At 36.3% G+C, this 20,631-nt stretch carries 19 protein-coding genes and 1 other annotated feature; of the genes, 1 reads left to right on the top strand and 18 read right to left on the bottom strand.

What is annotated here, in order from left to right; all coding sequences use genetic code 11:
- The 7 genes from rpoB to JN09_RS00955 form a co-directional block, all read right to left on the bottom strand.
- Positions 1-4,452 (bottom strand): DNA-directed RNA polymerase subunit beta, encoded by a 4,452-nt coding sequence (rpoB, locus tag JN09_RS00925; protein ID WP_204431923.1) that lies wholly within the window; start codon positions 4,450-4,452, stop codon positions 1-3.
- A 112-nt stretch (positions 4,453-4,564) separates the two neighbouring features.
- Positions 4,565-5,161 carry a class I SAM-dependent methyltransferase gene (locus tag JN09_RS00930; RefSeq protein ID WP_204431924.1) on the bottom strand — a complete coding sequence of 199 codons (597 nt, stop codon included), beginning with the start codon at positions 5,159-5,161 and terminating at the stop codon, positions 4,565-4,567.
- 63 nt (positions 5,162-5,224) lie between these two features.
- Positions 5,225-5,593, bottom strand: a complete 369-nt coding sequence (gene rplL / locus JN09_RS00935) for a 50S ribosomal protein L7/L12 (protein ID WP_204431925.1) — start codon at positions 5,591-5,593, stop codon at positions 5,225-5,227.
- A 39-nt stretch (positions 5,594-5,632) separates the two neighbouring features.
- Positions 5,633-6,124 (bottom strand): 50S ribosomal protein L10, encoded by a 492-nt coding sequence (gene rplJ / locus JN09_RS00940; RefSeq protein WP_204431926.1) that lies wholly within the window; start codon positions 6,122-6,124, stop codon positions 5,633-5,635.
- A 16-nt stretch (positions 6,125-6,140) separates the two neighbouring features.
- Positions 6,141-6,262, bottom strand: a sequence feature (ribosomal protein L10 leader region).
- Complete coding sequence (gene rplA, locus JN09_RS00945) at positions 6,263-6,955, bottom strand: 50S ribosomal protein L1 (RefSeq protein ID WP_204431927.1); 693 nt, start codon at positions 6,953-6,955, stop codon at positions 6,263-6,265. It lies immediately after the preceding feature.
- Between the two features lie 87 nt (positions 6,956-7,042).
- A complete protein-coding gene (gene rplK / locus JN09_RS00950; protein WP_204431928.1) occupies positions 7,043-7,468 on the bottom strand; it encodes a 50S ribosomal protein L11 in 426 nt (141 codons plus the stop codon).
- Between the two features lie 100 nt (positions 7,469-7,568).
- Positions 7,569-7,991: a hypothetical protein gene (locus tag JN09_RS00955; RefSeq protein ID WP_204431929.1), complete on the bottom strand. Its 423-nt coding sequence runs from the start codon at positions 7,989-7,991 to the stop codon at positions 7,569-7,571.
- A gap of 75 nt (positions 7,992-8,066) precedes the next feature.
- Between JN09_RS00955 and JN09_RS00960 the strand changes: the two genes are divergently transcribed.
- On the top strand, positions 8,067-8,900 hold the full coding sequence (locus JN09_RS00960; RefSeq protein WP_204431930.1) for a VOC family protein: 834 nt from the start codon (positions 8,067-8,069) through the stop codon (positions 8,898-8,900).
- A 20-nt stretch (positions 8,901-8,920) separates the two neighbouring features.
- On the opposite strand, the gene nusG is transcribed toward JN09_RS00960, so the two are convergent.
- The 11 genes from nusG to gltX all read right to left on the bottom strand — a co-directional run bounded on the left by nusG (position 8,921) and on the right by gltX (position 20,615).
- On the bottom strand, positions 8,921-9,469 hold the full coding sequence (gene nusG / locus JN09_RS00965; RefSeq protein WP_204431931.1) for a transcription termination/antitermination protein NusG: 549 nt from the start codon (positions 9,467-9,469) through the stop codon (positions 8,921-8,923).
- Positions 9,466-9,879, bottom strand: coding sequence for a preprotein translocase subunit SecE (gene secE, locus JN09_RS00970; RefSeq protein WP_204431932.1), 414 nt, complete (start codon positions 9,877-9,879; stop codon positions 9,466-9,468). Before secE ends, nusG begins: the two co-directional genes overlap by 4 nt.
- Before the next feature lie 10 nt (positions 9,880-9,889).
- Positions 9,890-10,039, bottom strand: coding sequence for a 50S ribosomal protein L33 (rpmG, locus tag JN09_RS00975; protein ID WP_204431933.1), 150 nt, complete (start codon positions 10,037-10,039; stop codon positions 9,890-9,892).
- A gap of 77 nt (positions 10,040-10,116) precedes the next feature.
- Entirely contained in the window at positions 10,117-10,647 is a 531-nt protein-coding gene (locus JN09_RS00980) for a hypothetical protein (RefSeq protein WP_204431934.1), read from the bottom strand.
- 9 nt (positions 10,648-10,656) lie between these two features.
- Positions 10,657-11,352 (bottom strand): 23S rRNA (guanosine(2251)-2'-O)-methyltransferase RlmB, encoded by a 696-nt coding sequence (gene rlmB / locus JN09_RS00985; RefSeq protein WP_204431935.1) that lies wholly within the window; start codon positions 11,350-11,352, stop codon positions 10,657-10,659.
- Positions 11,353-11,379: 27 nt separating this feature from the next.
- On the bottom strand, positions 11,380-13,842 hold the full coding sequence (locus JN09_RS00990; RefSeq protein WP_204431936.1) for an HAD-IC family P-type ATPase: 2,463 nt from the start codon (positions 13,840-13,842) through the stop codon (positions 11,380-11,382).
- A gap of 4 nt (positions 13,843-13,846) precedes the next feature.
- Positions 13,847-14,230 (bottom strand): Mini-ribonuclease 3, encoded by a 384-nt coding sequence (locus JN09_RS00995; RefSeq protein ID WP_204431937.1) that lies wholly within the window; start codon positions 14,228-14,230, stop codon positions 13,847-13,849.
- Positions 14,230-15,543 (bottom strand): cysteine--tRNA ligase, encoded by a 1,314-nt coding sequence (cysS, locus tag JN09_RS01000; RefSeq protein ID WP_204431938.1) that lies wholly within the window; start codon positions 15,541-15,543, stop codon positions 14,230-14,232. Before cysS ends, JN09_RS00995 begins: the two co-directional genes overlap by 1 nt.
- A gap of 89 nt (positions 15,544-15,632) precedes the next feature.
- Complete coding sequence (locus JN09_RS01005; RefSeq protein ID WP_204431939.1) at positions 15,633-17,456, bottom strand: DUF2779 domain-containing protein; 1,824 nt, start codon at positions 17,454-17,456, stop codon at positions 15,633-15,635.
- Between the two features lie 160 nt (positions 17,457-17,616).
- Complete coding sequence (locus tag JN09_RS01010; protein ID WP_204431940.1) at positions 17,617-19,275, bottom strand: hypothetical protein; 1,659 nt, start codon at positions 19,273-19,275, stop codon at positions 17,617-17,619.
- Positions 19,275-20,615 carry a glutamate--tRNA ligase gene (gltX, locus tag JN09_RS01015; RefSeq protein WP_204431941.1) on the bottom strand — a complete coding sequence of 447 codons (1,341 nt, stop codon included), beginning with the start codon at positions 20,613-20,615 and terminating at the stop codon, positions 19,275-19,277. Before gltX ends, JN09_RS01010 begins: the two co-directional genes overlap by 1 nt.
- Between the last annotated feature and the right edge of the window lie 16 nt (positions 20,616-20,631).

A 20,631-nucleotide genomic window follows, 5' to 3' on the forward strand; every position in this document is an offset into this window, starting at 1 on the left:
TTAGAATCCCCCTTTTCTTTCAAACGGATTGGTTTGATCTACCAGTGATTTATTAACTTCATTTTCACCAGTCTCAGCATCAATTAATTCAACGTATAAACCTAAAGATTGAAGCTCTCTAGTCAATACGCGGAAGGATTCTGGAATGTGTGAATCTGGAATTGGTTTACCATCGGTAATCGCACGGTATACTTTGTTACGTCCGATGATATCATCTGACTTAACAGTAAGAATTTCTTTAAGTGTATGAGCAGCACCATAAGCATAGAGTGCCCAAACTTCCATTTCCCCGAAACGTTGTCCACCATTTTGGGCTTTACCACCCATAGGTTGTTGGGTAACGAGTGTGTATGGTCCAACAGAACGAGCATGTAGCTTGTCATCAACCATGTGGGATAACTTGATCATATACATGACACCTACAGAAACTCTATTTTCATAAGGTTCGCCTGTACGGCCATCGTACAATGTTTGTTTTCCATCAGGAGCCATGCCAGCTTCAGCCATAATATCAGCTAAGTCAGCTTGTGTAAGTCCATCAAATACTGGTGTTGCCACTTTAACACCTAACTTCTTAGCAGCCATACCTAAATGGATTTCTAAGATTTGTCCGATATTCATACGTGAAGGAACCCCAAGTGGGTTTAACATGATATCAATAGGTGTTCCATCTGCCATGTACGGCATATCTTCTCTTGGAAGAATTTTAGAGATAACCCCTTTATTACCGTGTCTTCCGGCCATCTTGTCACCTTCGCTAATTTTACGTTTCTTAACGATATAGACACGAATAACCTCGTTGACGCCTGGCCCGAGTTCATCGCCATTAGACTTCGAGAAGTATTGAATGGATTGAACAATCCCGCCACCACCATGAGGTACTCTTAATGAAGTATCTCTAACTTCTCTAGCTTTTTCATTAAAGATTGCTTGTAGAAGTTTTTCTTCTGGTGTTGGTTCAGTTTGTCCTTTTGGCGTAATCTTACCAACTAAGATGTCGCCTTCTTTAACTTCAGTACCTAAAACTACGATACCTCTGTCATCAAGATATTTTAGAGCATCCGCAGATGCGTTTGGAATTTCTCTTGTGATTTCTTCTTTACCAAGTTTGGTATCACGGCATTCAATTTGATGTTCATCAATGTGAATTGAAGTGTACACGTCATCTCTGACTAAGTTTTCACTCATGATGACGGCATCTTCATAGTTATAACCTTCCCAAGTCATAAACGCTACTACAACGTTTCTTCCTAGGGCAAGTTCAGCTTTACTAATGGATGGTCCATCAGCGATTACATCACCTTTTTGAACATATTCTCCAATTGAAACGATTGGTTTTTGGAGAATCGCAGTGTCTTGGTTAGAACGCAAGAATTGAGTAAGTGGATATGCTTCAACCTTAAGAAGATCTGTCATCTTAGCTTGTCTAATTTGATCATAAGCTTCCCAGTTAAATGCTTGGTCCTTATCATAAACTACTTTGCCACGAGGTGTCTTAAGTGACGCTTCTGGTTTAATCGCAATTTTGATGATTCTTGAATCGGCATACACAACAATACCTTCAACGCCAGAGACAATCGCACTACCAGAGTCTTTTGCGGCTCTGTGTTCAATACCTGTACCAACAATTGGTGAATCCGGTATTAATAGTGGAACTGCTTGACGTTGCATGTTCGCACCCATTAGGGCACGTGAGGCATCATCGTGTTCCAAGAATGGAATCGATGAAGTCGCAACCGATACAATTTGTTTTGGAGATACGTCTTGGAAATCTACTCTTGAAGACGGGAATGCCTTCGTTTCACCCATAAAGCGTCCAATAATTGTTTCTGTTTGGAAACCACCATCTTCATCTAGTTGAATGTCAGCAGAAGCAATAACGAATTGTTCTTCTTCACCCGCTGTTAAGTATACAAATTCATCTGTAACGACGTGGCGTTTTGGATTGGACTTATCTACTCTTAAGTATGGTGTTTGAATGAATCCGTATTCATCTACACGAGCATAAGATGCTAAAGATGAAATCAGACCAATTGATGGACCTTCAGGTGTTTCAATTGGACAGATTCTACCATAGTGAGATTCGTGAACGTCACGAACTTCGACGCCGGCTCTGTCTCTTGCAAGACCACCAGTACCTAGGGCAGAAACTCTTCTCTTTTGAGTTAACTCAGCAAGTGGGTTGATTTGATCCATGAACTGAGACAATTGAGAGCTTCCGAAGAATTCCTTAAGTGATGCAGTTAATGGTTTGATATTGATAAGAGATTGAAGGCTTGCTTCTCTAGCATCAGCTGTAGACATCTTATCTTTAATGTTCTTCTCAAGTTTAGCTAAACCGATTCTGAACTGATTCTTTAATAGTTCCCCAATTAAACGTAAGCGTCTATTGGATAAGTGGTCAATGTCGTCTGTCTTACCAACACCATCGTATAGGTTTAGGTAGTAAGAAACAGAGGCAATGATGTCTGAAACTGTAATGTGTAATCTAGATTCTCTAGAGTCATGTCCAATGATTTCGATGACTTCTTTAGAATCGCCAGTCGCTGGTTTAACCAATACAGATTCAACATAAGATGCACGACGTTCAGATTCTTTTCTGAAGAATTCATATTTTTTACCTGATACCAAGAAGTACTTGATGACGTTTTCATCTAGTTTGTTTCTATGGAATTGTAGGTCTAAAAGGTTGGATTCTGTGATTTCTGAACCGGCATAAATGATAGGTTTGTGGTCTTTTGCTACTTCAGCTGTTTCGTGACGTCTATAATCTTCAAGAATATCGATGTCGCACTTAGCGTAAACAGTAGTATATCTTAAATCTTCAATAGACTTAAGGTTGATTTTGTTTGCATAAATTTGATGATAAACTTCATCAGTAACTTCAGTACCTTCGTAGAATAATACAGAATCATCCATTAATAGAATGTCTTTTTCAACAAATGTACGTAAGTATCTTAGTGATTGATACGTTAAGCCTTCGCGGTTCATCAACAATGTATGTCTAACATCACTTGTTAATGGTGTGCCAGCTTCAACGATGATTTCACCAGAAATTAAGTTAACAATGTTTTCTTCAACAATGATTTCTTTTTTGTACTCAATTGGGGTAACACCATCAATTTTTCCATAAAGTTCTAATAATTGTTTTGCCTTGTTACCATCTTTTTCATAAACAACTGTGCCATGTTCATCTTTCCTTTGGAACATGATATTGTTTCTGTTTTTGTATAATAAGGTTCTGATTTCAGGTGTAATCTTAGTACGAGCAGCTACGAGTAAGCCAACATCTTTAGAATCTGCTGGCATGAAAAGAATGTCTTCTTTAGCGTATTGTTCGAATAAGTCAGATGTTTTAATACCGAACACTTCTGTTTCAGACTCATTTTGTAAGCTTGCTTCTTTAGAAAGAATTACTTTTCTTAAAGCAGCTTTGTTTTGCTTGATTACTTCAATGGATTCAACATCCACGATTTGGTCTTTTTCAATCAATACTTTTTTAGTGATTGGATCAATGATGTCTTGAGCATAACGGTATATAGCAGGTTGGTTTGACGCTGTAATACCTTGTGCAATGGTCATCAAGCGCGAAACAACATCCAGCTTTTGTTTGTATTTGTAACGTCCAACTTCTTCTAAGTCATAACGTCTTTGATCAAATAAACGGGTTCTTACGAACTCTTTGGCAGCTGAGACAGGAATTTTTTCACCTTGTCTTAGTTTTGCATATAAATCTTCGATAGCAGCATCACTGGAAATGATGCCTTCTTTTTCATCTTTTTTGAAAGTTTCATCCAACATTTTCTTATAGGTTGGGAATAATTTCTTGATTTCTTCGATGCCGTCAAAACCGAAAGCTTGAAGTAAAGCTGTTAAAGAAACTTTCTTAGAACGGTCAAGTTTACCGTAAAATATATTCTTTGCACCCATTTCATATTCTAGCCAAGCACCACGAGTTGGGATGACTTGAGATAAGAAACGATGTGTATTCGTCTTTTTGTCAAAATCACTTGTGTAATAAACCCCAGCAGAACGAACAATTTGTGAGACGACGACACGTTCAGCACCATTAATGATAAAAGTACCGACTGGAGTCATGTATTGGAAATCACCCATAAAGAGTTGTTTTTCAATAACGGTCCCTGCGAGTACGTTTTCAAGTCTTACTGTTACAAACAGTGGTTTTGAATAACTTGTGTCTCTAATCTTTGAATTGATAATGTCATACTTAGGTTCTTCAAATCGGTGGTTAGTAAAGTACAGTTTGAAATCACCATTATACGATTCGATAGGCGAAATATCTTCGAAAAGCTTTGCGAGCCCTTCATTAACAAACCAATCAAACGATTTAGTCTGAATTTCGATCAAATCTGGCAATTCAATCTCATGACGCATTTTCGAGTAGTTGCGTCTAACTGCTTTCTTACCGTACTGCACTGTACGATATCCCATATAGCCACTCTCCTATCTTTCTTCGAGCCGATGCATTATATTATATATAATCAATACATCTTTTTGCATTTTACTATATTATCACATATATTCATATATGTCAATAAAATTTTCAAATCTTTTGAGATTTCAATATGAAATACCCTTTATTTTTCTTGATTACTTCACAGTTTCCAAATAAGTTTTTTAATTGTTTTTGTGAAGATTCTGCCCCTTGTTTTTTCTGGATCACAATCCAAAATTCACCCATTGGTAGTAAGTGGTTATACGATTCTTCATAGAGACGATAGATAACTTCTTTCCCAGCTCGAATCGGCGGGTTTAACCAAATAACATCGAACTGATCATGGATGTTGGTATAACCATCACTAGGTATAATAAGCGCTTCTACTTTGTTTTCTCTCGTATTAACCTTAGCAATTTCGCAAGCGCGTTCATTCACATCACTCATCGTAAGACTTACCTTAGGGTATTTTTTTGACATCAATACGCCTATTGGACCATATCCACACCCTAAATCAAGCGCTTTAAATGGTTTATCTTCATAAGTAAATGCATTAATTAACGTCTCACTGCCAAAGTCTAAATAATCTCTTGAGAAGATTCCGCTATCAGTCAAAAAACGGTAAATATTACCGTTAAATTTGAACTGATAGCTTCTAATTTCGTGCTTTAGACTTGGATTGTTATCAAAGTATTGTCCACTCATTATTTATCCTCATTTGTAAAGCGAAAAACCTGAGGTATACTCAGGTTTAACATATGTTGTTAATTACTTAATTTCAACATCTGCGCCAGCTGCAACTAATTTTTCTTTAGCTGCTTCAGCGTCTTCTTTCTTAACTTTTTCTTTGACTACAGCGCCTGCAGTTTCAGTCATAGTCTTCGCTTCAACTAATCCAAGACCAGTTAATTCACGAACAACTTTGATTACGTCTAATTTCTTAGCGCCGAATCCCTTTAAGATTACATCAAATTCAGTTTTTTCTTCAACTACTGCTGCAGCTGCTGCTGGAGCTGCTGATACTGCAGTTGGATCGATACCGAATTCTTCTTTTAAACCGTCAACTAATTCTTTGATTTCAAGAATTGACATTTCTTTTAATGCTTCAATAAAAGCTGCTTTAGTTAATTTTGCCATTGTTATATTCTCCTTATAAGTTTGTTTTTAATAATTGGCTTATTCTTCTGGATTAGCAATCATGTTTAATCCGATTGCTAATTCGCGCACTGGCATTAACATACCAGCTGCAAGTTGAGTAAGTAATGTTTCGTATGATGGTAATGTAGCAAGTGCATATAGTTCTTCAACTGATGCAGTTTTGCCTTCAATGATACCAGTGCTCATAGAAACGTTCTTGTGTGTCTTTGCGAATTCATAAATAACACGCGCAGGTGCAACTACGTCATCATTTGAGAAAACGATAGCTTTAGCACCAACGAAGAATTCAGCAATTTCGGCATGTCCTGTTAAAGCAACAGCACGACGAGCAATATTGTTTTTGTAAACTGTCGCATCGCATCCATTTTTTCTTAATTCGATACGAAGTTCAGTAAAATCTTTAACTGATAAACCTGGATAATCAAAAGCAACGATCGTTTTTGCTTCTTGGATTCTTCCAACCAGTAGATCTACCTGACTCTTTTTGCGCTCTAAAATAGCGTTGTTCATCTGGTTTCCTCCTATTTTTTTAATAATAAAACCCTCAATGCCAAGACAAAAGAGGGTTAAAAATTCACAAGTTAATTTCCTCGGTAGGAAATTAAGCTCATGGGCACCTACTGTCTTTGGCAGTATTAAGTTTTTAAATTATGCCTTTAATGATTCTTCATCAAGGCGAATACCAGGTCCCATTGTAGATGATACAGTGATATTCTTCATGTATACACCTTTAACAGTAGTTGGTTTTAGACGATTCATTGTTTGATAAATTGCTTTCGCGTTTTCTGTTAGTTTTTCAACTCCAAATGATACTTTACCAATTGGGGCTTGAATGTTACCAACTTTGTCTACGCGGTATTCGATCTTACCATTTTTGATTTCATGAACAGCTTTTGTTACATCCATAGTAACTGTACCTGTCTTAGGGTTCGGCATTAGGCCTTTTGGACCTAAAACTCTACCTAATTTACCAAGTTCAGCCATCATATCTGGTGTAGCTACCATGACATCAAAATCGAACCAGCCACCAGCAATTTTTTGGATCAAGTCAGAATCACCGACATGGTCAGCGCCTGCTGCTTGAGCATCTTTTGCTTTTTCACCGCGAGCAATAACTACTACGCGTTGAGTTTTACCGGTTCCGTGAGGTAATACAATGGCACCACGAAGATTTTGTTCAGCCTTACGTGGGTCAATGTTTAAACGAAAAGCAATTTCAACGGTTGCATCAAACTTCACTGTGGATGTTTTTGCAACTAAGTCAAACGCTTCAGCTGTTGAGTATTTGACATTTTTGTCAACTAGCTTTGCAGCTTCAACGTATTTCTTTCCTCTTTTCATATTGTTTCCTCCTAAAATGTGGTCTAGCGGGATATCCTCCCACAATTTAGATGATGATATCTAAATTATTTAAAACGTGAAGACAAATTAGTCTTCGATTACAACGCCCATGTTTCTTGCAGTACCTTCAAGAATGTTCATCGCTGCTTCAACAGTGTATGCGTTTAAATCTGGCATCTTAATTGTTGCAATTTCTCTTAGCTTATCGCGTTTGATAGTTGCCACTTTATTCTTCTTAGCGTTACTTGAACCGCTTTGAATGTTTGCCGCTTTTTTGATTAAGTCACTTGCTGGTGGTGTTTTTAAAACAAATGTAAATGAACGATCATCATAAACTGAAATCACCACTGGAACGACATAACCTGCTTTGTCTCTTGTTTGTTCATTAAATTGAGTGCAGAATTGAGGAATATTAACGCCTGCTTGACCTAGTGCTGGTCCAACTGGTGGCGCTGGATTTGCCTTGCCTGCTGCAATTTGTAATTTAACAACTTTTACGACTTTTTTAGCCATGTGACACAACCTCCTTTATCCTATGAGTATGTGGTCAACGGAATACTAATCAGTAATCCTTCCACTTCGGTGTATCCGTACACGCCTTTGTATTTTATCATTAGTCTTCGACTTTGTCAACAACATTATTTGATGTTCCGCTTAACGACTCAATCTTATTGAAGAAGCGGTCGACGTTTATCGCATGATATGGGTATTTATTACGCTTTAAAGAATAGTTAAACGCAACAAACCTTTCATCCTTCAAAATGACCTTCATATACCTCTCTTTGAAGTTGTATTTTCCCAGTTCAATTTCAATAATATCGCTATACTTAATTTCATAAAAATCACCTATGTAAGTAAGCTTTACTAAACCATCAAATGTATATATTTTAAATCCCAAATCATCAAAGTCTAGTATTGCTTCTGGAAATCCCAAAATAATGTTTCCATCGTTGGGTAATATTCCTATTTTAAATGGATGATTAAGGTGTGTTTTTGTAGCTTCTTCTATTTGAATAATCATCTTGTCTATGTTCATAAAAGCCTCCTTGAGCAAATGTTTTGATATTTCGATTTCGAACTATTATAATAAGTGGTGTATAGAGGTGATACCATGTCATTATACCATAATAATCAGGCGATTTATCCAAAATCAATCGCTTTAAACGTCAAGGATCTCAAAAAAATGGTCCAGTTCTACAAAGATATCCTAGGATTTAAGTTACACGAATCAAAAGAAGGTTTTGCTAGTTTTACGGCTAATGGAAAAGATGTTCTATTAGAACTTTATCAAACAAACAGTGTTAGTACAAACGTTGCACTATACCATGTAGCCTATTTGTTCAATTCTAAAGAAGCTTTAGCTAGCATATTCAGACATATCTTAGTACAAAAGTACCCTATGACAGGTGGCGCAGACCACACTGTAAGTGATGCACTATACTTAGATGATCCAGAAGGCAACGGCATCGAGTTGTATTTTGACACACAGCCTGATGCTTGGGATGATATTGAAGCACATCCAGAAAGGCTTCAAAACTATCCATTCCCATATGATGAGTATTTACGTATGGCTAAAAAGTTTTACTCTATCGACTCTAATACCATTATTGGTCATATACACTTACACACAATAAACTTAAAAGATGCAGTGAAGTTTTATGAAACGGTTTTTGGATACGATACGATTGCGAAAGTGCCATCAGCATATTTCATGTCTAGTCAAAGATACCATCATCACATCGCATTAAACACTTGGCGTGTTCCAACCGTATTTGACGATAAGAATCTTGGGTTAAAATACATTGTGCTTGAGACCGAAGCTAATGAGGTCAGAGAACAACTTCTTAACCGTATCAATCCTTTGGACAACGCTACTTCAAACAATGATGTAGTATTGTTCAAAGATGCTAACGGATATGCTTACAAGATCAAAACTCAAAAATAAAAAAACACCGCGAGGTGTTTTTATTTTGATATAACTTTGCCTACTTGGTCAAATGAGAATTCAGTCGGTGTTCCACGACCAAACATTTCAATTGCAATAATAACTGTTTCTTTTTGGTTATCAAAGGAAACGACATCACCAGCTTGACCAGCAAATGGTCCACCAATGATTTCGACACGATCACCAATAGCGTGTTTAAACGTAGGTTTTTCAATGATTCCAACCTTAAGAAGGATTTGATTAATTTCTTCTTGTGGAAGTGGAACTGGTTTTGTTCTACCACCTGAAGACCCTAAGAATCCCGTAACTTTCGGTGTATTTCTAATCACGTGCCATGAATCGTCTGTGATAATCATCTCAACGAATACATAACCCGGGAACATTTTACGAACTTTCTCTTTTACATTACCATTCTTGTCTTTTTCAGTATAATGCTCTTCTGGTAACACCACACGGAAAATAAGGTTTTGCATCCCCATTGACTCGATTCTTCTTTCCAAGTCTTCCTTGACTGAAGATTCATAGCCAGAATAGGTTTGCACGATATACCAGCGGCGAGGATTAATCATTCAAATAAGCTCCCCGTAATGTTCGCTAATAATAAATCATATAAGAAGAATAATAACGCAAAAAATATAACGAATACTAAGACACGAACACCAGCATCAGCGAATGTTTTCCATGATGCCCATGACATTTTCTTTAGTTCTGGTAATGCTGGAACAAAGAATGGGTAGATAACCAATAATAAACCTAGGATAGAAATCCCTAATAAGATTCCTGCGAATAAATTAGGATAATCAGAAATAATAGGAATTGGGCCATCTTTTGTGCTCAATATTCCACTTAAAATCATGATAGATAGTGCTAAAGATAAAGACGCTAACACACCTAACAATAGATTTTCCCATGGATAATCCGTTGTTAAAATCTCAACAATCTTACTCTTCTTTTCTGTATTTTTCTCTTTTACTGCCATAAGAAGCCTCCTATTTACTTTCTTTGTGAGTCGTATGTTTATTGCACTTTACACAGAACTTCTTAATTTCCAAACGCTCTTTTTGAGTTTGTTTGTTCTTAGTTGTTGTGTAGTTTCTACTTAAGCATTCCTCACAGATTAAAATCACTTTTTCTCGCATAAAAAAACCACCTTTGTGGTCATTTGCACATGTATTTTAACATTTACAAATGACTTAGTCAATATATTATACCCTATTTACATAGATTGTGATAGTTTTTTCTTAATTCGATAAATTGCATTATAAACTTGTTTAGATGCTAAATTTGTGCGGTTTGCAATGCTAGAAATCGATTCTTGATTAAGATAGTAACTACGGTAGATTTCTTCCTCTAAAGGACTCTTGAAGCATAAAGGTCTAAAATATTCTTTGGGTTCTTCCTCTATGAATAAGGGCGCCCTTCTAGCTTCGTCAATCAATGTATCTATTTGGTTGTAATATTTCTTTCTTTTATTAGTCAGATTGATAAACTTTCGTTCTAGTATGGTCTCAAAGTATTTAAAGAAGGTTTTATTGAAGCTTTCCTTAAACGTCAATATGGCCTTATGTAGCATGATTAAGCCTTCCTGATGAAAGTCCTCACGCTCACTATCAAAAACATAAAACTGACTGATTTTCTTGTGTATGAATTTATCATACTTTTCAAACATAATCTCTAAAGCCATCATGTCCTGTTGATCACGAACCAAATAGATCAGTTCGTAGTCATTGTAGGCTTTATAATTCATATGTCTCCTTTATAGATCTGCAATTTGATATAGAATCAGTGCTGCGGCAACACTGGCATTCAATGAATTCACTTTGCCTTTCATTGGGATATTAACTAAGTAATCACATGATTGTTTAGTTAAGTGTGAAATACCTTCCCCTTCATTGCCGATAATTACAGCAATACTTACGGAGGTATCGATTTGTTTATAAGTTTTATCTGCGTGCATGTCTGTACCAATCACCCAAAATCCGTTTGATTTAAGCTTGTTTATGGTTTGATTGATATTTCCCACTTGGATAACATTCACGTATTCTAATGCACCAACTGCTGTTTTAGCTACTGTTGCAGTTAACTCTACGCTTCTATTTTTAGGAAGAATAACTGCATCAATTTTAGTTGCTTCAACACTTCTTAAAATAGCGCCTAGATTATGTGGATCTTCGATTTGATCAAGGATGAGTACTTTTTTCTTGCTTCCATCAAATAAAAACTCTAAATCCTTATATCGATAAGGTTCGACATCTGCAACAATCCCTTGATGGTTTTGGTTGTCAGTCATCGTATTGAGCTCGTGTTTGGAAACCAATTCAAAGGATAGCTTATTTGAGTTGATAAAATTGATCAACTTCTGATCGGTTTTCTTTTCGTCTAAAAAGAGTTTATAGATCGCTCTCTTGGCTACAATTGCTTCTTTTACTGTATTTTTTCCATATATAATCATATATACCCTCTTTTTACTTTTTTTACTTTAAATGTTTGCAAGTTTCATCAATATGTTCTTGATTTGTTGTCTAATAAATCCAGGTATTGAAGACACAACAGTCATAAGTGGGTATGAAGCTTGTAGTAAAACAATTAATAACAAGAATTGCTCCACCGGTAACCTTGAGACCAATTCACCAGTTCCCGAAGTGAAATAATCTTTCCACAATGAGTTAAACTCAAAGAAATCCGGGAAGACAATAACCGCTACGATGAATAAGCTGAACATTACTGTAAATAGAATTTTCCTTGTTCCTGTAAATGGTCTTAATACACGTAATAAAACCATAAACCCAGTAAATGTCGCAGAAATAACGATTAAGGTTGAAGATTGTGTTTTGTCAATGTTTAATATCGGTGTTAATGCGAATATCACAAGTGTGTTTAATACAACTACAATCGCACCAGGTAATGCCCTCTTCAAGACGTTCATCAAGAATTTACCTCTAACCTGATTGGTATTAGGCTCTAGTGCAATCACAAAGGACGGAATACCAATTACAAGGAAATCAATCATGAATAATTGAGAAGTAGTGATTGGATATGACCCTTTGGATAATATCGCAATAATCGCTAACATGAAGGAGAATATTGTCTTCGTTAAGAATAATACAGCACCCTTTTGGACGTTGTTGATAACGCGTCTTCCTTCATTAACTACTTTTGGCATGGATGAGAAATTCGAATCCATTAAAACTAAGTGGCTGACGTTTCTCGCTGCTTCACTACCTGAAGCCATAGCGATGGATGTGTCCGCCTCTTTTAGGGCTAAGATGTCATTAACACCGTCGCCAGTCATTGCGACCGTTCTACCACTTTGTTTAAGTGATGCGATTAAAAGTTTCTTTTGACCTGGGGAAACACGCCCAAATACCGTGTATTTATCGGCAGCACGAATAACATCTTTATCACTCATACCATCTAGGCTAATGTACTTATCCGCATCATCAATACCAGCACGTTTGGAAATATGCGAAACCGTCATTGGATTGTCACCAGAGATAACTTTTACATCAACACCATGTGTCTTAAAGTATTCAATGGTCAAAATCGCATCTGGACGAATGGTATCTTCAATAATGATCAAACCAATTGCTTGAACATCTGATGGGAGTTTATCTTGATCAATGCCATTTTTTGAATGGGCAAGTGCTAATACTCTATAGCCTTCTTTTGAGTATTTTTCAACATCCTGAGAAATTTCTTTATAGGCCTCACCTTTTAATGCAAACTCCGGTGCGCCTAATACGAAGGTTCCATATTTATCAAATTCAACTGCAGAGAGCTTTCTTGAACTTGAAAATGGAATCACATTGGTTGTTTTGATTTTTCTGGCAGTTCCAAATTTTAGTTCTAAAGCCTCTGAAGTGAGGTTTTTTTCTTCTAGAGAAGCCATCATTGTCGGAATCGCCTTTTTAACTGGCATTCCTGAAGCATTGACGTATTCAATGACTGTTTTCACAGCCATTGTCCCATCCGTGATGGTACCCGTTTTATCTAAACACAAAGTATCGATTCTAGCTAACATTTCGATACAATAAAGTTCTTGAACGAGTGTGTTATTTTGAGCAAGTCGTAATACCCCAACGGCTAAGGTTGTTGAAGTTAATAAGAATAATCCTGAAGGAATCATCCCTACAACCGCACCAGAGGTTCCTCTTACAGCTTCTTGATACGTTGCCCCACCTTGAAGTTGCATCCAGAAAAGCACGGCGCCAATTGGGACGATTAGTAACCCAACGGTTCTAATGACCATACGTAAAGACTTCAATAAGTCTGATTTAGGTTTACGATATTTCTTAGCTTGTCTTGATAGGTTTTCGATATAGGACTCTTTACCTGTTTTAGTCACTTGAGCGAAACAGTGTCCGGAGACAACGAATGAACCACTTAATAACTCATCACCAGGTTTTTTTAAAATAGGATCGGATTCACCTGTTAATAAGGACTCATTTACTTCGATTGAGCCACTTCTTACCACGCAGTCAGCACTAATTTGCTTACCGCTTGATAGTTTAAGAATGTCATCCAATACCAAATCTTGAATCATGATTTCTTGTTCTTCTTTATCGCGAATAACTGAACCAGTTGGCGCAGACAAAAGACTCAACTTATCAATGGTTTTCTTAGCTCTAATTTCTTGATAGATACCAATACCAACGTTAAGTGAAATGATGACAACAAAAAACAAATCTTTGAATGCGCCAATGGTAATCAACCATGTCGCAATCCCAATATTCAATAGGTTAAAAAGCGTTAAGACGTTCGAAAGTACAATCGCTTTGATTGTCTTTGAACTACCTGAAGAAACCTTATTGGACATCCCTGCATGAATTCGTTGTTCAACCTCTTCATAGGTCAATCCGATTGTTAAGTCAGGATCGTGACGAATTACTTCAATAACTTCTGTAACTTCATGTTTCTTGGATTTAGGTTTGACTTGTTCCATCAGATTACACCTCCCTGTTGGCGATTGAAATCGATAATTCAATGACTTCATCTGCACGTTTGATATCTTTTAAATACAAATAGCCAATGAGTGCTTCAAAACCAGTTGATCTTTGATAGTCTTCCATATCAATGTTTTTTCTGCCTGGTCCTGAGGCATTACGGCCTTTTTTGAAATAGTTAGTTTCTTCCTCTGTGAGCGTACCTTCGTTAATCAAAGTCATAATGATTTTAGATTGTGCTACCCCAGAAGTGTAATGAATTGCTTTTTTATGCAAACTGTTAACTTTAGTAATGCCCAATGAAAGCAGGTACTTACGAATCGATAATTCATAATAAACATCCCCAATATATGCTAGGGCAACGCCATTAAGTAAGTGCGCCTCCATTAAAGGACACCCATTTCAACAAGTTGGATTCTAAGTTTATCGGCTTCTTGGTATCGTTTTTCAGCTCTGGCTTGTTGCCAAGCTAAGTACTGCTCGATTTGTTCTTTGGATAAAGGCATCAAATCGAGTTCGATTCCAAGAATGCGTAACATTAAAGCGATGGTATGATAGCCTATCGCAATCTCTTTTACGTCTTTTGAACGATTCATATTTTTCAATTGTTCATAAATGACGCTTAATGCGTTTGCAACATTAAAGTCATCATCCATGGCAGATTTAAATTGTTCTAGAGCTTCTAGGTTGAGATCCACTTGATTGTGTTTGTTTACAGAAATCTCCAAGAACGCTTGTTTCATCGCTCTTTTGATTCGTTGCCATTCGTTATCAAACTGTTTCATCAGTTCATCTGTATAATTGATTGGCTGTCTGTAATGGTGAGACAACAATAAGAGTCTATATGATTGGTATTCATAGCTTTCTAATAAGTCTTTGACTAAAATGATGTTGCCAACAGACTTACTCATTTTTTGATCGCCAAAATTGAGTCTACCGACATGCATCCAAATGTTTGCTAACTCATGGTTGTCATGCGCACAACTTTGAGCCATTTCATTTTCATGGTGCGGGAACTTCAAATCAGATCCACCACCATGAATATCTATTTTGTGATTGAAAATCGTATGGTTCATGACCGCGCATTCTGTATGCCAACCAGGTCTGCCTTTCCCCCAAGGAGAATCGAACGCAATCCCTTCTGAGGTTTGCTTCCACAATGTGAAATCAAATGGTGTTTCTTTTTGACTATCCAGCTCAATCCTTGCACCGACATTTAAGTTTTCTAAAACTTGTTTACTCAATTGACCATAATCCTTGATTCTAGTTACTCTAAAGTACACTGAATCTCCACTATGATAGGCATAGCCTTTCTCAATTAAATCGTTGATGTAGAAAATCATATCTGCGATGTAGTTGGTTGCTTTTGGCATTAAATCTGGAAGTTCACTGCCCAAAGCAATCGAGTCTTTGATGAATGCGTCTGTAAATGTTTGTGTTAAAACCTTCTCATCGATTTTTAACTTCTGAGATTCCTCGATAATTTTATCATCAACATCCGTAATGTTCGAAACATACGTAACTTGATAGCCCAAATAAGTGAAATACCTCTTTACAACATCAAAAAACACAACTGGTCTTGCGTTTCCTATGTGAATGTAGTTGTAGACAGTTGGTCCACATACATACATGGTTAATTTATTTTCATGAACTGGCTTAAAAACTTCTTTCTCACCAGATAACGTATTGAATAATTTCAAATTTCCACCTCATTATTATTATATTATAAATAATAATACTCAAAAACACAAGTTTTTAGGCGTTTTTGAGTATTGTCTTTCTAAAGGGATTATCTAATGCCTGCAGTCTTTCGAAGTTCATTAAGTATTTCAACCATCGCCCATGTATCTTGTTTACAATAATTCTTCAAATCACGGTAGTTTCTTTCGAATGTTTTAGGATCCATTTTTGGGAATAATGAGTATGTTACCAATGCTTCTGATCCATTTCCAATTGGCATCCCTTTATAGGTTAAATTAGAAAATAATGGCAAGACTTTTTTAATTGAATAGGAGCCGTTTAAATCTGTATGGTAATAATTGATCTTTTTTGCCTCTTCTTCATCGTACCCTAAGTTCTTATACAGTTTGGTGTTTCCTTTAACAATGTCCATTAAATCAAACAGTCTATCTGCGATGTCAAGCAAGCGTTCTTTATATGCAGGAAATAGCCTAGCTAACTCATTTATACGTGTTTTTTCAAACGCTATGTTATAGACTAAAACAGAGCCTCCGTCTGGCTTAATGACGTCGATCATTCCTTTAATTAAAGCCTCGCGTGGATCATCATGATCTTTAGCTAGGAAGCCATAATGATCGCGTTCTTTATCACATACGCCGGGCGTGCGTTCGACATGTATTGAGTATTGAAATAAAGACTGCATATAAGGGACTTCGCCTTTATACCTAGGCAGTGGACAAGGAAATGATTCAAAGTCTAAATGGTAAATTGGGTACCTTAGTTCATGAATTCCTTCCCTTATCTTTCGGTAATTGTAATATGGTTCCTCGGATTCAATCACACGTCTTTGTATGATGTTGTTTTCTCTAGTTAACCAAGACTCATCAATATCCAGTGCATTAACAACACCTTCGTTGATTAAATCATATCTATCGTGTTTTTCTCCAGTTGTATCGGTAAACCCGTGATGGTTATTAAGATAGGTTAATATGCTATTCTTAGCAGGCACATGACTCCAGCAAATATCATAGAATTGACATTGCTTACGGTCTTTTCTTTGGCAGTGCTTCCCAACAGGTACAGGGTTAGCATTCATTGTATTAAGGTGATCAATTACCACATTCATATCCGCTTCTATAATCGGCATATACCGTTCTGTGATTGATGTAAAATCGATAAAAACAATGATGTTATCTTGATAGACTGGTTGGTTGTTTAGGTCGTATGTCCCATCAAACACATAGTCTTTATTTAAAACAGCTAGGTAATACTTACCTGGCTTATTAGGCGTATCTTTGGAATGCTCAATCACATACCTTTGAAATGCTAAGTCATAAACATATCTACCAACGTCTGAAAATCGGTCTAATAGTTTATCTAATTTCTTCTCGTACTTATCATCTACTGAGAATCCCAAATCTTTTGTAAGCATTAAAATGCCTTCAGGCGAGAAAGCAAACATCGATTCTTTTTCATGCTTCATATCTAAATATTTTCTAGAAGTGGTTGCCTTAGTTTCAAAGATTCTAAAGTGATTTTCTTCTTCTAAATAGCCATCCAGAAAGCAGTAAAAGTAATACCCATTCTTTTCCATCTCGAACTTCTTTTGTTTATAAGTATCTAACATGTTAAACGTGAATTCACCACTAAACTTCCCTTTAACCGCATTTGCAGTTAATCCTTCTATTGCGTTATAGTAGGGCATCATCGCGTTTAATTGAATGTCTTCTTTTTCAATGAGGTCTTCGTCATTTTCATCGTACATGTCACTAAGCAGTAACTCTGTTTTCGCAAGATTTTCTGAAGTCATTAAATCGTCCATGTTGTCAGAAAAAGTAACTAGAGCATTGCGTTTTTTACGATAGATTTCTTCTAGTGGAGCATATCTAGAACATCTAATAATATTGGTAAAACCGGTTTTGGAAATCTTCATATTAGCACCTCTTTAGAGTTATTGTACCACAGGATGGTTTTGGGTAAAGTATCTAATTATATATATCTTTATATATAATTTTTAAATCCGTTTTTCAAGGATAAATAAAACCCCATGTTTTCCAAACGCTTGGATAAAACATGGGGTTAATAATTTTGTGTTAATTAACTAAAATTTGATCTAGGATTGCGTTAACAAAGTCAGATTCAAAATAACTTTCTAAGGCTTCCCCATCTAACTCAAGATTGTCTAGTGTAACAATTGTGTCATTAGCGAAATTGTATACGATTTGCCCTTCATATGAGACGTCGTTAATTTGAAGTGTCCCACCAAAATACGCAGCGTTTGCAGTCACATTATTACCAATGACGTTTGAAACTCTTAATGTATCTAGGGTAGTTCCAATCACATTGATATCAAAGTTTAATGATACACTTTTTGATATTCTATCAGGTGCTTGATAGCCGATTAAGCCTGCAAGATAGATATCTTCAAATGCAGTAACCACTTCTTTACCTACCTCACCTAGAGTGATGGATCCTGTTGCTAGTCCTTCAGTGACTACATTATTGGATGAACCAATAAGACCACCAACTGCTAATTGGTCATCATCTGATTGAATTACGGCATTGTTTGAAAGATTTTTAATTAAAATATCTGCATTTGCATAAGCATAATAAATATCACTATTACGATTAGATCCTAGTAATCCACCTACATAAACGCTTGCTGGAGCATCTACTTTATTCTCAGTGATTAAAGTGATTGCTACAGTAACATCCACTGTAATGTCTACAGTTGACTTAGCATTTTCTAATTTAGATTTAACTTGATAATCATTATCTAGTGAACCGATTAATCCACCAATATAGCTGGTATCTGACGAGTTTACGGTTAGCGTTCCACTAGATTCTACATTGCTGATTTTTGAAGCTTTCGCACGGCCAACTAATAGCCCTACATATGGTTCTGTTCTTCCAGATGTGGTAACAGACATGGTTAGGTTTTCAACTTTTGTATCTTTAATTTGACTTGAAGGTTCTGAATAGCCTACTAGACCCCCTAAAAAGATTTCACCAGTTCTTGAGAACACGGTAGTGAAACTTGAGTCTTTAAGGGTAACATTTTCGACAATACCAGCATTTCTACCAGAAAGAATTCCGATGTATTGGCTGCTTGATTTCAAGTTTAATGTAACATTCTCAATCACTAAGTTCTTAATGGTACCTTTATTATAACCAAATAAACCTGTGTATGTGGTTAAGGCTTCCATCTTCAAATTCTTAATGGTTTTGCCGTTACCATCAAACTTACCATTGAATGCGCTAGATCCTAAAGCATTTTGGAAGTTTGCATTTTCAAAGTCTAAGTCGTTCATTAGTTTATAGTAAGCTGTTAAGTCGTTTTTAATGTTTTTAAAATCATCTATTGTTTGGATAAGTTTTGGTTCTGTCTCTGATCCACCCAATGTGGTTGTTGTACCTTTGGATGAAGCCATCTTATGATTCTTTCCATCGTAACTTGCATATACATTCACTGTGTAAGTATATCCAATGCTTAAACCATCAAAAGTGACCGAATATTCACCGTTTGATAATGATGGTGATTTACGTGTGATTTCTTTTCCATCATAGTAAATCACAACTGTAATCAAATTAGGCGTTAATTCTTCATCTGGGTCAGTAACTTCTAAATCAAACGACATAGATGTACGTTGTGCTTGTAAATTAATAATCTCAATCTTAATTTTGGATGTCGATTGGCAAGCTACTAGTAAAGTAGTTGCAAACAAAGCGATGATTAACCATAGTTTCTTCATTAAAAATTCTCCATTAATTCTAAAGTTTTTTCGATTCTATCTAGGACAAGTTCTTTACCTAGTAACGATAATGATTTAGGTAGGTCTGGGCCGTGTAAGATACCTGTAGTCGCAATTCTGCATGGCATGAATAAGGACTTACCTTTAACTTCTAATCCCTTACCTACTTCTTTAATTAGATCTTTGATTGCATTAGCTGAAAAATCACTTTGAGTTAAACCTTCTTTAAATGCTTTGATCACATTTAAAGCATTTGGTTCTTGTTTCAAGAATTCAATCGCTTCATCTTCTACCACAAAAGCTTGATGGAAGAACTCATGGTGTAACTCAACAATTTGCGCCCCATATACCGTTCTATCATGTAGTAGTGAGCATAGATCACTTACCCATTCTTTGTTTGCCACATCAATGTTAGCTTTTTCTAAATGAGGTGTACATAATTCCACGAAGTCTTCATGAGACATTTTCTTAATGTATTCCTTATTGATATAAGCTAATTTTTGAACATCAAACATTGCTGGTGCTTTAGATAATCTTGAGGAATCAAAGTTTTGAATGATTTCTTCAAGTGATAGAATTTCTTGATTGATAGATGGACTCCATCCAAGTAACGCAATGAAGTTTAACAAAGCTTCTGGTAGATAGCCTAATTCGCGATATTGTTGTATAAACTGAACAATAGAGTGATCACGTTTGGATAGCTTCTTTTTCTTTTCATTAACAATGATTGTCATGTGTCCAAATGTTGGTATATCCCATCCAAAGGCTTCATAAACCATCATTTGTTTAGGGGTATTAGTAATGTGTTCTTCACCTCTTAAAACGTGTGTAATCGCCATTAAATGGTCATCGATAACAACCGCAAAGTTATAGGTAGGAATCCCGTTATCCTTAACCATGATCCAGTCTTCTACTTCTTTAGATTGGAATCTTAAGGTGCCTCTAACTAAGTCATTAAAGACATATTCTTTATTTTCAGGCACTCTAAAACGAATCGCAAATTTAGTCGATCCTTCTTTGTACTCTTTATAGGCATAACCCATTTCTAATAGCTTTAGAGCATACTCTTTGTAAAGGTCTAAACGCTCTAATTGACGATAAGGTCCATAAGCGCCACCTTTGTCTGGGGATTCATCCCAATCTAATCCTAACCAACTTAAGTTAGAGAGTTGTGATTGCTCTCCACCAACAACATTTCTTTTAATATCCGTGTCTTCAATACGAATAATAAAATCGCCATCATGACTCTTGGCATATAAGTAATTAAAAATTGCAGTTCTAGCGTTACCAATGTGTAATAATCCCGTTGGGCTTGGTGCATATCTAACGCGTACTTTCATACAAAAACCCTCTTTC

Source organism: Paracholeplasma morum (genome assembly GCF_016907055.1).
Classification (GTDB): Bacteria; Bacillota_I; Bacilli_A; order Acholeplasmatales; family UBA5453; genus Paracholeplasma; species Paracholeplasma morum.